At 46.2% G+C, this 13,742-nt stretch carries 9 protein-coding genes; 5 read left to right on the forward strand and 4 right to left on the reverse strand.

All coding sequences use genetic code 11. The features are described 5' to 3' along the window. Nucleotides 1-123: 123 nt before the first annotated feature. Complete coding sequence (gene nagE / locus VV1_RS00835) at nucleotides 124-1,695, reverse strand: N-acetylglucosamine-specific PTS transporter subunit IIBC (RefSeq protein ID WP_011078294.1); 1,572 nt, start codon at nucleotides 1,693-1,695, stop codon at nucleotides 124-126. Between the two features lie 491 nt (nucleotides 1,696-2,186). Here nagE and nagA point away from each other — a divergent pair, with 491 nt between their 5' ends. From nagA to asnB, 4 genes are all read left to right on the forward strand, one after another. Continuing rightward, nucleotides 2,187-3,323 carry an N-acetylglucosamine-6-phosphate deacetylase gene (nagA, locus tag VV1_RS00840; protein WP_011078295.1) on the forward strand — a complete coding sequence of 379 codons (1,137 nt, stop codon included), beginning with the start codon at nucleotides 2,187-2,189 and terminating at the stop codon, nucleotides 3,321-3,323. Between the two features lie 2 nt (nucleotides 3,324-3,325). Further along, on the forward strand, nucleotides 3,326-4,540 hold the full coding sequence (gene nagC, locus VV1_RS00845) for a DNA-binding transcriptional regulator NagC (RefSeq protein ID WP_011078296.1): 1,215 nt from the start codon (nucleotides 3,326-3,328) through the stop codon (nucleotides 4,538-4,540). A gap of 89 nt (nucleotides 4,541-4,629) precedes the next feature. Continuing rightward, nucleotides 4,630-6,222 (forward strand): cation:proton antiporter family protein, encoded by a 1,593-nt coding sequence (locus tag VV1_RS00850; protein WP_011078297.1) that lies wholly within the window; start codon nucleotides 4,630-4,632, stop codon nucleotides 6,220-6,222. A 216-nt stretch (nucleotides 6,223-6,438) separates the two neighbouring features. Beyond that, entirely contained in the window at nucleotides 6,439-8,103 is a 1,665-nt protein-coding gene (gene asnB / locus VV1_RS00855; RefSeq protein ID WP_011078298.1) for an asparagine synthase B, read from the forward strand. Between the two features lie 77 nt (nucleotides 8,104-8,180). Here asnB and rfaH read toward each other — a convergent pair whose 3' ends face one another. Next, the gene (gene rfaH, locus VV1_RS00860; protein ID WP_011078299.1) at nucleotides 8,181-8,687 is read right to left on the reverse strand and encodes a transcription/translation regulatory transformer protein RfaH; all 507 of its coding nucleotides are present in this window, start codon (nucleotides 8,685-8,687) and stop codon (nucleotides 8,181-8,183) included. A 305-nt stretch (nucleotides 8,688-8,992) separates the two neighbouring features. On the opposite strand from rfaH, the gene VV1_RS00865 reads away from it, so the two are divergent. Beyond that, a complete protein-coding gene (locus tag VV1_RS00865; RefSeq protein ID WP_011078300.1) occupies nucleotides 8,993-10,381 on the forward strand; it encodes a peptide MFS transporter in 1,389 nt (462 codons plus the stop codon). Nucleotides 10,382-10,454: 73 nt separating this feature from the next. Here VV1_RS00865 and VV1_RS00870 read toward each other — a convergent pair whose 3' ends face one another. Further along, entirely contained in the window at nucleotides 10,455-12,413 is a 1,959-nt protein-coding gene (locus tag VV1_RS00870) for a methyl-accepting chemotaxis protein (protein WP_043920901.1), read from the reverse strand. Between the two features lie 204 nt (nucleotides 12,414-12,617). Beyond that, a complete protein-coding gene (gene hemH, locus VV1_RS00875; RefSeq protein ID WP_011078302.1) occupies nucleotides 12,618-13,628 on the reverse strand; it encodes a ferrochelatase in 1,011 nt (336 codons plus the stop codon). Between the last annotated feature and the right edge of the window lie 114 nt (nucleotides 13,629-13,742).

Raw genomic sequence — 13,742 nt, forward strand, 5'->3', positions numbered from 1 at the left:
TGCCATTAGACAATAAGATCTCGCGTTTAAATAGGATTATTTGTCTGAAAAGACCAAGATAGAGTGCCAAAACAGAAAAAGCCTCCCGAAGGAGGCTTTTCATATCATTCAGAGTGATTGCTATTAAGGCAGTTTCACTTCTGATAGGTCTTCGTTGACACCGATTGCTTTCATTTCACCCGCAACGATTTCAGCTAGAGGACCAAGGATAACTTGTAGGTTGTTTTCGCCAAGCTTAACCACACCTTTAGCACCCAGTTTCTTAAGTACTGCTTCGTCAGCGACAGAGCGGTCTTTAAGCGTTAGACGTAGACGAGTGATACATGCATCGATTGATGTAAGGTTCTCGTGACCACCTAGTGCTTTTAGGTATTGACGAGCTAGGTCACCACTCTTTGCATCACCAGAAGCCGCACTTGTTTCAGAATCATCATCTTCACGACCTGGCGATTTCAGATTGAATGCGCGGATTGCGAAGAAGAAAGTGAAGAAGTATAGAGCACCGAAAGCTAGACCGATTAGTAGCAGTACGAATGGCTTAGTTGCTAGACCCCAGTTCAATAGGAAGTCGATTAGACCTGCTGAGAAACCAAAGCCATGTAGCGTGCCGAACATGTTTGCTACAACTAGCGCTAGACCAGTGAACACAGCGTGTAGAGCGTATAGTGCTGGAGCTAGGAACACGAACATGAATTCTAGTGGCTCTGTGATACCGGTTAGGAATGAACAGAACGCTACAGAGAACAGTGCACCACCAACTTGGCTACGTTTTTCTGCTGGAGCTGCTAGGTACATCGCTAGCGCAGCACCTGGTAGACCAAACATCATCACAGGGAAGAAGCCGTTCATGAATACGCCAGCGCCTTTGTCACCACCGAAGAAGCGGTGTAGGTCACCAGATTTCACTGTTTCAGTTACTTCTTTCACTGTTGCAGTGATTTCAGGAGTTACAGCGTTAGCAAACTCAAATGTGTGAGTTTGGCCAGCAACAAGAGTTTTCGCTAGTGCTGGGTCTACACAAAGCTGTTGTAGAGCAGGTAGAGCTTGACCAGCTGCTTGAGCACCTGTTACTAGGATCTCTTGACACGTACCCATACCGAACCAGAAGTATGAGTTAAGAACGTGGTGAAGACCAACAGGAATTAGTGCACGGTTTAGAGTACCGTAAACGAATTGACCTACAGCACCAGAAGTCGATACCGCGTGTGCTAGAGCATCAAGACCGCCTTGGATTGAAGGCCAAACCACACCAGCAACTGCACCAGCAACCAGTGAGAATAGACCTGCCATAATAGGCACTAGACGTTTGCCAGAGAAGAATGCCAACCACTCAGGAAGACGTGTAGCATGGAAAGCGTTGTATGAGTGACCAGCGATGATACCACCAATGATACCGCCAAAGAACGACATGTTGATAGAAGCATCGATTGTTGTTGCTGTTGCAGTTAGTACAAAGTACGCCACTGCACCTGCTAGACCTGCAGCACCTTGACCGTCTTTAGAAAGACCAATCGCGATACCAAGACCGAATAGAAGAGGAAGTTGACCAAAGATAGCACCACCAGCTTGCGCCATGAATGGGATATCTAACAGGTCGCCTTGACCCAAACGTAGTAAGAGCGCCGCAACTGGTAGCGTTGCGATAGGTAGCATAAGAGCTTTACCTAACTTTTGCGCGTATCCAAGAATATTCACCTTAAGTTCCCCCTATAGGATTTTCATTTTTTGGAAGACTTTTTTTAGTCGTCCAATTTAGTCTTTTCCAGTTTATGACATTAATTTTGCTCCGCAAATTAAAACCTCTTTGTTTGTGATCATAATCACCAGATTTTGCCCTTCCCAAAGGTTTTTGCTAGCGAGATCATAAAACTTATTTTATCATTCAAAAAAATGGTGAATTGGCGATAAAATTCTCAGACTTTTAGTGATGAACGAAACTCGTTTTTTGCCTAGCCACAATGGAATAAAACCATAGACTGGCATAAAGAATCGCTTAAAATACTATCAAAATAACGAATTTTCAGCATCTTACGTTGCTTAGAGTTTATCTTGCCAATGCTTGCTGTACCGCCTTTACGGCCTAATTCAGCGACACAAACTAAGTGTCCAATATATTGGATGAATCGCTGTCTAAGGAACCGTAAATGAAACGAATTTAAATCTCATTTGATAAGGATTAGCTGAATATGTACGCGCTAACTAACTGTAAAATCTATACAGGAAGTGATGTTCTCTCTGAGCACGCTCTCATCATCGAAAATGATTTGATCCAATCGATCGTACCAGCAGCGGATCTACCCTCTGGAATTGAAGTCAAAGACCTCGCAGGCGCTAACGTTAGTCCAGGTTTCATCGATCTACAGTTGAATGGCTGCGGCGGTGTGATGCTGAATGACGAAATCACAGCAGAAACGATGCAAATCATGCACAAGGCGAACTTAAAGTCCGGCTGTACCAGCTTTCTGCCAACGCTAATCACTTCATCAGATGAAGACATGCGCGCTGCCATTTCTGCCGCACGTGAATACCATGCCCAATATCAAAACCAATCACTTGGTTTACACCTTGAAGGTCCTTACCTTAATGTGATGAAAAAAGGCATTCACAGCGTGGATTACATTCGTCCTTCTGACACCAGCATGGTGGACTTTATTTGCGAAAACGCGGATGTCGTAGCCAAAGTGACTCTTGCTCCTGAGCTAAACGATCCTGAACACATTGAAAAACTGCGCAACGCGGGCATCGTTGTTTCTATCGGTCACACTAACGCCACTTACGCAGAGGCGCGTAAAGGCTTTGAAGCTGGCATCACCTTCGCCACGCACTTGTTCAATGCCATGACACCGATGGTTGGCCGTGAGCCCGGCGTGGTTGGTGCCATTTACGATACACCTGATGTGTATGCTGGCATCATTGCAGACGGTTTCCACGTTGACTATGCAAACATCAGAATTGCGCACAAGATCAAAGGCGAGAAGCTTGTATTAGTGACCGATGCCACAGCTCCTGCAGGCGCAAACATGGATTACTTTATTTTTGTTGGTAAGAAAGTATATTACCGAGATGGCAAATGTGTTGATGAAAATGGCACATTAGGCGGTTCAGCGTTGACGATGATCGAAGCGGTCCAGAATACGGTTGAACATGTCGGAATCGCTTTAGATGAAGCTCTACGAATGGCGACTCTCTACCCAGCAAAAGCAATTGGTGTAGACGCGCAGCTAGGTCGAATTAAGAAAGGTTACATTGCGAACCTGACGATTTTCGATCGAGACTTCAATGTTAAAGCGACGGTTGTTAACGGACAATACGAGCAAAATTAAGAATGAATGGCGGACAGATAGGTAACGTAGACTTAGTAAAACAACTGAACAGCGCAGCTGTCTACAGATTGATTGATCAACAAGGACCTATCTCCCGCATACAAGTGGCAGATGTCAGTCAACTGGCACCTGCCAGTGTCACAAAAATCACCCGCCAACTCCTTGAGCGGGGATTGATCAAAGAGGTTGCACAACAAGCCTCCACAGGCGGTCGACGTGCAATCTCATTAACAACAGAGGTCAAACCCTTCCACTCTGTTGCTGTGCGTCTTGGTCGCGACTACGTGCAATTTTGCCTCTATGATTTAGGTGGCGCGGCACTAGCACAAGATCAGCACGATTTTCGTTACACCAATCAATCCGATCTGCAACAAGGTCTTACTGCTTTGCTGAAAGACTTTATTAGCCGTAGCCAAGATAAAATTGATCAACTTATCGCTATCGGCATTACGCTCCCAGGTCTCGTTAACCCGACAACCGGTGTGGTTGAGTACATGCCTAACACGGATATCGATAAACTCGCTTTAGGCGAAATCATTCGTGAAAAATTTGGCATTGAATGTTTCGTTGGCAACGACGTGCGTGGCATGGCATTAGCTGAACACTATTTTGGAGCCAGTCAGGACTGCCAAGACTCGATTCTCGTCAGTGTTCACCGCGGTACCGGTGCTGGTATCATCGTTAACGGACAAGTTTTCCTTGGCTTCAACCGCAACGTTGGTGAGATTGGCCATATTCAAATCGACCCTCTTGGTGAACAATGCCAATGTGGTAACTTCGGCTGCCTTGAGACCGTTGCAGCAAACCCAGCAATTATTCAGCGTGTGAAAAAACTGATCGCGCAAGGTTATGAGTCATCACTAGCAAAACTGGACCACATTACCATCCAGGACGTCTGTAACCACGCTCTAGAAGGCGATGAACTGGCGCAACAAAGCTTAGTTCGAGTGGGCAATCAGTTAGGCAAAGCGATTGCGATCACCATTAACTTGTTTAACCCACAAAAAATTGTCATCGCTGGTGATATTACTGCCGCGAAAGACATTGTTTTCCCTGCGATTCAACGTAATGTCGAAAACCAATCACTAAAAACCTTCCATAATCAACTGCCTATTGTCGCATCGCAGATCGATAAACAACCAACGATGGGCGCGTTTGCCATGATTAAACGCGCTATGCTTAATGGCGTTTTGTTACAAAAGTTGTTGGGTGAATAAAGCACCTGTCAATCAACCAGTTACATAGGTTACAATTGGGCTGTGTTTACACAGCCCTTTTTACATCTGAAGGAAGTCACGCGCGCACCATGGAAATAATTTTGATAACCACCGCTTTTGTGGCGGGCTTTTTAGCACTAAAGTGCAACTTACCCCCACTTGTCGGTTTTCTGCTTGCGGGTTTTGCACTGCATGCTTTTGGTTTTGAAAGTAACCTGACGATCACCACACTCGCCGATCTTGGGGTAACACTACTGCTCTTTACCATTGGTTTAAAACTGGAAATCAAAACCTTACTCTCTAAAGAGATATGGGCAGGTGCGACCGCTCATAACCTTCTGTCGACATTGCTGTTTACCGCGGCGTTTATTGGACTAAAATTTCTCGGAATTTCTTCTCTGGCAGAGATGGAAACTGGCCATCTAGTCTTGCTTGCCTTCGCACTCTCCTTCTCCAGTACCGTTTTTGCCGTGAAATCATTGCAAGAAAAAGGCGAAATGAACGCCACTTACGGCACGTTGGCGATTGGTATTTTGATCATGCAAGATATCTTCGCCGTGGTATTCCTCACCGCCTCAACCGGGAAATTGCCCCATTGGTACGCTATTGCTCTGTTCGCCTTGCCCTTGTTACGCCCTCTTTTCTACAAGATTCTTGACTGGGTTGGCCACGGGGAAATGCTGGTACTGTTCGGTATTTTCTTCGCACTTGTCGCGGGAGCAGGGTTGTTTGAACTTGTTGGTATGAAACCAGACCTTGGTGCACTCGTGCTGGGTATGTTATTAGCTGGTCACCGCAAGTCATCGGAACTCGCCAAATCCCTATTTAACATGAAGGAGCTTTTCCTCGTCTGCTTCTTCCTCAATATCGGTTTATCGGCCTCGCTCAGTTTAACTGGCGTCTCTTTGGCACTGCTCATTCTGCTCTTACTGCCACTGAAAGGTCTTCTTTACTTCCTAACCATCAATCACTTTAAGTTTCGTGTGCGCACGTCCTTGCTCGCGTCATTGACCCTTTTTAACTACAGTGAGTTTGGCCTCATTGTTGGTGGCTTAGCTTATAAAATGGGATGGATGCCGAGTGATATTTTGGTTGCCCTTGCGGTTGCGGTCTCGCTTTCTTTTATTCTTGCGGCGCCATTGAGCAAAATGGGCCACCAAATCTATCAACATTCAGGAAAGTGGCTACAAGAAACCGCCGCAGAAAAGCTCAATCAGCGTGATCAGTTGATCAACCCAGGCAACGCGCAAGTCTTGATCCTGGGCATGGGCCGTATCGGAACGGGGGCTTATGATGAACTTCGCGCTCGTTACGGCAAAATCAGCTTAGGCGTAGAAGTGAGAGAAGAAGCCGCGCAACATCATCGAGAAGAAGGTAGAAACGTTATTGCAGGAGATGCCACTGACCCTGACTTTTGGGAGCGCATTCTTGATACAGCGAATGTGAAGCTGGTTTTACTAGCCATGCCTCATCACCAAGGTAATCAAACCGCGCTTGAGCAGCTCAAACGTCGCAACTACCAAGGACAAATTGCCGCGATTGCCGAATACACTGACCAATTAGAGATGCTCACTAACAGTGGTGTACACGCTGCCTTTAATATTTATAACGAAGCGGGAAGTGGCTTTGCGCGCCATGTGTGCGAACAACTTCAACCTCAGTTTGCTCCCCCCTCAAACTAAGCACTATCCCCATTAAAGGCTCACAAAATTGGGCCTTTTTGCTTTCTTTTTCACCAAAACCTTACTTGCATTCACCAATTAAGGGTTTCTATTAAATATTTTTTAATCATTAGCCCCTTTGTTTACTTTTTTTATCGAAGAGTGTTGCTTTTTTTGTTCAGACTGGCAAATTGAAGCCATACCGTTTAGAAATGATTTAATTAAAAAGGATGTTGTATGTGTTCAGTATTTGGCATTTTAGACATTAAAAGCGACGCAGCGGCGCTTCGCCCTATCGCTTTAGAGATGTCGAAAAAACTTCGTCACCGTGGCCCAGACTGGTCCGGGATCTACGCATCAGATCGAGCAATTCTTGCTCATGAGCGTCTTGCGATCGTAGGTCTTAACAGCGGCGCACAGCCTCTTTACAGCCCAGATAAAAAACTCATCCTTGCCGTTAACGGTGAAATCTACAACCACAAAGAAATTCGTGCTCGTTACGAAGGCAAATATGATTTCCAAACAGATTCTGATTGTGAAGTTATTCTCGCCCTCTACCAAGAAATGGGTGCCGATCTCCTAGAAGAATTAAACGGTATCTTCGCTTTTGTTCTTTACGATGAAGAGAAAGATCAGTACCTAATTGGACGTGACCACATTGGTATCATCCCGCTTTACCAAGGTTATGATGAGCACGGCAACTACTATGTCGCTTCAGAAATGAAAGCGTTGGTTCCCGTTTGCAAAACCATCAGTGAATTTCCTCCAGGTAGCTACTACAGCTCAACCGATGCAGGTCCTCAACGTTACTACATTCGCGACTGGAATGAATACGCAGCGGTACAGGGCAACACCAGCAGCAAAGAGGAACTAACAGCAGCGCTTGAAGCGGCGGTGAAACGTCAGTTGATGACAGATGTGCCTTACGGTGTATTACTGTCGGGTGGACTTGATTCTTCTATTACCTCTGCGGTTGCTAAACGTTATGCCGCAATGCGAATTGAAGACGACGAACAAACTGAAGCCTGGTGGCCACAACTTCACTCATTTGCTATTGGCCTTGACGGTGCTCCAGATCTGAAAGCAGCCCGTGAAGTGGCGGCGAAAATTGGCACTGTACACCATGAAATGACGTACACCATTCAAGAAGGATTGGACGCAATTCGTGATGTGATTTACCACATCGAAACATACGATGTCACGACCATCCGCGCGTCAACACCAATGTATTTGATGGGACGTAAGATCAAAGCCATGGGCATCAAGATGGTACTTTCTGGTGAAGGGGCTGACGAGATTTTTGGTGGCTACCTCTACTTCCACAAAGCACCCAACGCACAAGAGTTCCACGAAGAGACGGTGCGCAAACTGCTTGCGCTCAACATGTTTGACTGTGCTCGCGCAAACAAATCGCTAGCGGCTTGGGGTGTTGAAGGCCGAGTGCCATTCTTGGATAAAGAGTTTATCGATGTTGCAATGCGCTTGAACCCTGCGGATAAAATGTGTGGCAACGGCAAAATGGAGAAACACATTCTTCGTGAGTGCTTTGAGCACTACCTACCAGACTCTATTGCTTGGCGTCAAAAAGAGCAGTTTTCTGATGGCGTGGGTTATGGCTGGATCGACACACTCAAAGCAGTGGCAGAAGAGAAAGTAACCGATCAACAGATGGAAGCCGCAAAATTCCGCTTCCCATACAACACGCCAACAACAAAAGAAGGCTATGTATACCGCGAAATTTTCGAAGAGTTGTTCCCACTGACATCGGCTGCAGAATGTGTCCCTGGCGGTCCATCAGTGGCTTGTTCGTCCGCTAAAGCGATTGAATGGGACGAATCCTTTAAAAACTGTATTGACCCGTCAGGTCGAGCAGTGAAAGCGGTACATAACGAAGCGTATTAATCTGCACGCCGTTCACACTAACAGCAACGAAAGAAGGCACCCAAAAGGTGCCTTCTTTACTAGGGTCTATTGGCCACTCACCCCTTCAGTTCTAGGTCGCTATTCTCAATGCTCACTGGCACGGTCTGGGAAATCATTTTAACCAGCATGATTGAACGTGTTTCGCCATCTTGCTCTTGGAAAATGGCCTCGATACCCGCGAACTGCCCGCTTTTCACTTTGATCGAATCACCCGGTTTCGGCAAATTACTCCCCTGCAACGCACTTTCATGTCCCTCTTGTTCAAGAAGCTTGAGTTCATAAATCAAATCCCCTTGAAGCTCTTTGGGGTGAGCGCCAAACTTCACAAAATCCACCACACCTCTGGTTGAACGCACAGTGGTAAACGTCGGGCCTATTTCAAAATCGAAACGAACAAAAATGTAGGAAGGAAATAAGGGCTCACTCTTTGTTTGGCGTTTACCACGCAGAATCTTTTCAACTTCTATGGTGGGATAGAAACACTCAACACCTTGGTTTTCTAAATGTTGCTTCGCTCGGATCTGCTCTCCGCGCTTACAATACAGCAAATACCATTTTTTCATTTATCACTAGCCATCTATTTTTTGTTTATCCTAGCATTTCGCCAGACGATAGGAAATCGCGTGAGTTGCAATCATACAAACCAATACACTTTGTTTGCTAAACGTTAATTCGCAGAACCAAAAATGGAATATTAGTTTCTAACACGTAGAAACCACCCAAGCAAAACATTGGAAAACCTTTTATAACAAAAGGTTAAATATAAACCGAACAATCCACTGCCATTTAAAAGTATTTGAGTATTTAAACAACGAGGAGTATACGTATTCGCCTATAAAAAATTTCATAACTAGAATTAGTCAAACTTATGCCAAACCAACATCAATATTTTGGTCATCCTCGTGGCCTTTTCCTTTTGTTCGGTACTGAACTTTGGGAACGTTTTTCCTATTACGCAATGCGTGCAATTTTAGTCTTATACCTCACCGACACCACCATCAATGGCGGTTTGGGCTGGACCACCAAAGATGCCCTCGATCTCTATGGCACCTACACAGGATTGGTGTACATTACCCCCCTTATTGGTGGCTACCTTGCTGACAACTATTTGGGTCAGCGTCGCTCGATCCTGATTGGTGGCGCTCTAATGGCCATTGGTCAATTTACTCTTGCCCTGCCTGCGGATGCGCTTGGTTTAGGTTCACTTCACACCTTCTACTTGGGCCTTGCTCTCCTCATCGCCGGTAACGGCTTATTTAAGCCAAATATCTCAACCATGGTGGGTGACCTATATCAAGAAGGTGACAACCGTCGAGATGGCGCTTTCACCATTTTCTACATGGGTATCAACCTCGGTGCGTTGATCGCCGGTGTCGTGTCAGGTTCTGTGACCACGGAATTCGGCTGGAAAGCAGGGTTTGTTGCTGCCGGTATCGGCATGCTTATTAGCTTAGTGATGCAAATGGCCCTCGCACAATCATGGCTAGGAGATATTGGCCGTGAGCCAGCAGCAAAGCGCGATCTCGCTATTAAGAAGTCAGCCCAAAAAGAAGCCTTAACCAAAGAAGAAGTGGATCGCATCAAAGTGATCCTCGTGATGAGCTTGTTCACCATCGTATTCTGGGCTGGTTTCGAACAAGCGGGCGGCCTAATGAATATCTACACCCAACAGTATACTGACCGCATGATCGGCAGCTTTGAGATTCCTGCTGCATGGTTTCAATCATTGAACCCATTTTTCATCATCACTCTTGCGCCAGTACTTGCTGTACTGTGGGTAAAACTGGGTAAACGTGAGCCGAATTCACCCGTTAAATTTGCTTTAGCGATGTTTTTCCTCGCACTTGGTTTCTTATGTATGGTCGGTGCCGTTGTTGAACAAAGCGGTGATACATCGGTAAAAACATCCATGCTATGGCTTGTTGGTGCCTTTTTCTTCCATACTCTGGGGGAACTATGTCTATCGCCAATTGGCTTATCTCTTGTCACCAAATTAGCGCCTTTGCGTCTCGCATCTTTAATGATGGGCGCTTGGTTCGGTTGTAATGCAATCGCAAACTACGTGGCGGGATACGTTGGCTCTCACGTAGGCGAGTTAGGTGCATTCGCCATCTTTAGCGGTATCGCCGTCACCGCAACCGTATCGGGTGTGATTCTGCTGCTGTTCTCAAACCAGCTTGTTCATTGGATGCACGGAGCAGAAAGTGGAAGTTCAACCGCAGAACAAATTGAAGAACAACAAGCCTTAGTTTCTTAATTTGTGTCTAAAGTGCAAAAGCATAAAAGCGCGCCAACGATTGGCGCGCTTTTTTTGTACAAACTTGGCTCGTTTACACTTTGAACTGTTTCAGTAGCTGGTTTACTTGTTCACCCAATCGCTTCATCGCCTGAGCGGATTCTGTGGTTTCAGACGATTGCACGAGTGTCTTCTCCGAGATATCGGACATATTGTTCACATTGACACTGACCTCATCCGACGCAATTGCCTGCTGATTCGCCGCTGTGGATATTTGCCCGATGGAATCGTTGATCTGGGTGATAAAGCCTGTGATTGAGGTCAACGCTGATTCTGCCGAGTGCACCTGCTCTGCGGTTTGCTCAGCACTTTGACGGCTCTGGTGCATCGCCTTGTTAGCCAACTCGGCTCGCTGTTGCAAACTACCGATGATGGTTTGGATTTCTTCGGTCGACTCTTGAGTGCGCGATGCTAAAGAACGGACTTCATCCGCCACCACCGCAAATCCTCGCCCCTGCTCCCCGGCCCTTGCCGCTTCAATTGCCGCATTCAGCGCGAGCAAGTTGGTTTGCTCTGCGATACTGCGAATAACATCCAGCACCGTACCAATTTGTTCACTGTCGGCTCGAAGTTGTTCAACCGTATCTCCAGCACTGGCAATTTGCTCGTTGAGTTTTTGCATTGACTGCGTTGCTTCCATCACCACTTTTGAACCTTGCGTCGCAGAATCGGCCGTCGATTGAGAAAGATCCGCCGCCTGTTGGGCACTGGCACTCACCTCTTGTGCACTGGCTGACATTTCCGTCATCGCTGACGCAGCAACCTGTGCCTGAGATTGCTGCTCTCGCACCTCACTTTGTGTGTCTCGCGCTTTTAATGCCAGAATCTCGGCCGCTTGCAACATCTGTGCGGCCGCTACGCTCATTTGACGAATGGTGTGCTGAAGTTTGCCAGCGAAGGTGTTGTAATGCCCGGCTAACACATCGAGTTCATCATTGCCACTGGTGGGCACGCGTATGGTGAGGTCTCCTTCTCCCTGAGCAATATCTTGTAGCACATTGGTCGTTCTTTGTACTTTAACAATTAACGAGCGCGTGATTACAAAGGAGAACAACAAACCAATGACAATAGCAATCGCCGCGATACCATAAAGAAAGGTGATAGACTGTTCTGCATTCTCATTAGCTTGTTCTGCCGCCTGCTCCATTGAGCTAGCTATCGACTCACGAAGCGATGCGATTCGTTGTGCGACTTGCGGCCCGATCGTATCCAGCGTTTTTATCCCTTCGTTACGGGCAAAAATCAAGCTAGTGACGGAATTGGCCGCTTTTTCATACTTTGTAAACAGCGATTCTGCTTCGTTGGTCAATTGGCGACGTTGTGCGCTTTCCAACGTTGCAAGTAAGCTGCCAATCTCACTGTGTACCGCTTTAAATTCCTGATTGAATCGTTCTACTTGTGCCTGCTGGTTTTCAACCAAGAACTTGGCGACATAAAGTCGCGCGAGCAAAAGCGATCTGAGTGCTCGTCCGGCATGATAGGCGGCAACAACATCACCATCGGTTTTCGCGCTTTCCATGACGCTGGTGAGTCTTTTCTCTATTTGCGGACCGTCGACATTGAGCACACCATTAACCTGCTCATTTCGCATATTCATATTGTTCACCACCACTTGAGTAAACGTGGTGAGATACTGTGCCTTTAAGCCATCAATCTCTTTAAGGATCTGTACGCGTTGTGGATTTTGTATTTCGTTATAGGCGCGATCCATAAACTGTGTCCAGCGAGACGCATTCTCTTGGAAACGAGATACAAATTGTTTATCCCCTGTCTCGATAAAGTTTTTGACCGTTAATCTTAGTCCATAAACGCTATCGGTCATTTCTGCTGCCAACTCGGTGTCCGGCGCAAGATCGAAGGCGATCCTGTTCATATCTTTCGTCAGTGAATTCAGCAAGTTGGCACTGACCAGCACTATCACCAATAAAATTAGAATAAGAATCAGCGGTGAAAAATAGAGCTTCTTGCTAATTGAAATATTATCGAGTCCCATTGTTGACTCCCTTTTGGTTAATAACCACAAATGGCACTCTTAAAAATTAGCAGAGAAGTGAAAAAAGTCACAAAAGCCAGCAAAGGTAATAACAATAAAGTCAGAAGCTTTACGCTATTTGGCTTGGAGAAACACCGATAGTCGGCATAAAAAACGCCGTGAGATTAACGGCGTTGAGGATAAGAATCTTGCAATGAGAACGCATTACCGCTCTGTAACAAGCCTTGCCATCATTTCAATGTGACTTGGGGCATCGTTTAAACAAGGAATAAAACGATACTGCTCACCACCCGCATGCAGAAAGCTTTCTTGGCCTTGCTCTGAGATTTCTTCTAACGTCTCTAAACAATCAACCGAAAATGCAGGGGTTATCACATCGAGAGACTTAATGCCCTTCGCGGGCAACGATTCCAACGTTTTATCCGTATAGGGTTGCAGCCACTCTTCTCGACCAAAGCGAGATTGATAGGTGGTGCCAATTTGGGATTTGTCCAACCCTAATTCGAGACGCAGTAACTCGGTTGTCATTTCGCAATGCAGAGGATAGACATCGCCATTATCGGCGTAGCGTTGTGGAATACCGTGATAGGAGCAAAGCAGGTAATCCCCTTTGCCTTGCACCTGCCATGATTGACGTACTGATTCAGCCAATGCTTTGATATACAAAGGGTGATCATGATAGTCACGAATAAACTGAATACTGGGTACGACAGCAACCTTACGCAACGCGTGCGCAAGTGCATCGTACGCCGCTCCCGTTGTGGTGCCTGAATACTGGGGGTACAGAGGTAAAACGCAAATCTCATCCACACCTTGAGCTTGAAGCTTGTTCACGCCATCAAGTACGCTGGGTGTGCCATAGGTCATACCAATTTCCACAGGGCAATTGAGTTTTGCCTGCAACTCGACTTGCTGTCGCTTGCTGTACACCATTAACGGTGAGCCTTCTTTCATCCAAACGGTTTGATAAAGCTTGGCAACCTTAGGCGAACGAATAGGTAAAATGATGCCATGTAAAATAGGGCACCATAGCCAACGCGTCATATCCACTACACGCTGATCATGCAAAAACTGGCTTAAAAATCGTTTTACGGCTGGGGCCGTTGCTTCTTCGGGAGTTCCGAGATTGACTAAAAGCACTCCGCGTTTTTTTGTGTTGTTCATACTTTCTCTACGATAGTGGCTGAAGGTGGTTTTACGAAAAGGTGGCGACATCGATCAGTTGTGCAACGTCATTTGAGCCATTGTGAATAATGACAAAACTAAACTGCTGATGGCCATAATAAAAAAGCGACCTTAAGGTCGCTTCACTATAACAAAATTCTGAAA

The organism is Vibrio vulnificus CMCP6, from assembly GCF_000039765.1.
Classification (GTDB): domain Bacteria; phylum Pseudomonadota; class Gammaproteobacteria; order Enterobacterales; family Vibrionaceae; genus Vibrio; species Vibrio vulnificus_B.

Bases quoted from the DNA above. Each gene is read 5' to 3' on its own strand.
- VV1_RS00870 (WP_043920901.1), bottom strand. From the start codon at position 12,413: ATGGGACTCGATAATATTTCAATTAGCAAGAAGCTCTATTTTTCACCG.
- hemH (WP_011078302.1), bottom strand. From the start codon at position 13,628: ATGTCGCCACCTTTTCGTAAAACCACCTTCAGCCACTATCGTAGAGAA.
- VV1_RS00850 (WP_011078297.1), top strand. From the start codon at position 4,630: ATGGAAATAATTTTGATAACCACCGCTTTTGTGGCGGGCTTTTTAGCA.
- nagA (WP_011078295.1), top strand. From the start codon at position 2,187: ATGTACGCGCTAACTAACTGTAAAATCTATACAGGAAGTGATGTTCTC.
- nagC (WP_011078296.1), top strand. From the start codon at position 3,326: ATGAATGGCGGACAGATAGGTAACGTAGACTTAGTAAAACAACTGAAC.
- asnB (WP_011078298.1), top strand. From the start codon at position 6,439: ATGTGTTCAGTATTTGGCATTTTAGACATTAAAAGCGACGCAGCGGCG.
- rfaH (WP_011078299.1), bottom strand. From the start codon at position 8,687: ATGAAAAAATGGTATTTGCTGTATTGTAAGCGCGGAGAGCAGATCCGA.
- VV1_RS00865 (WP_011078300.1), top strand. From the start codon at position 8,993: ATGCCAAACCAACATCAATATTTTGGTCATCCTCGTGGCCTTTTCCTT.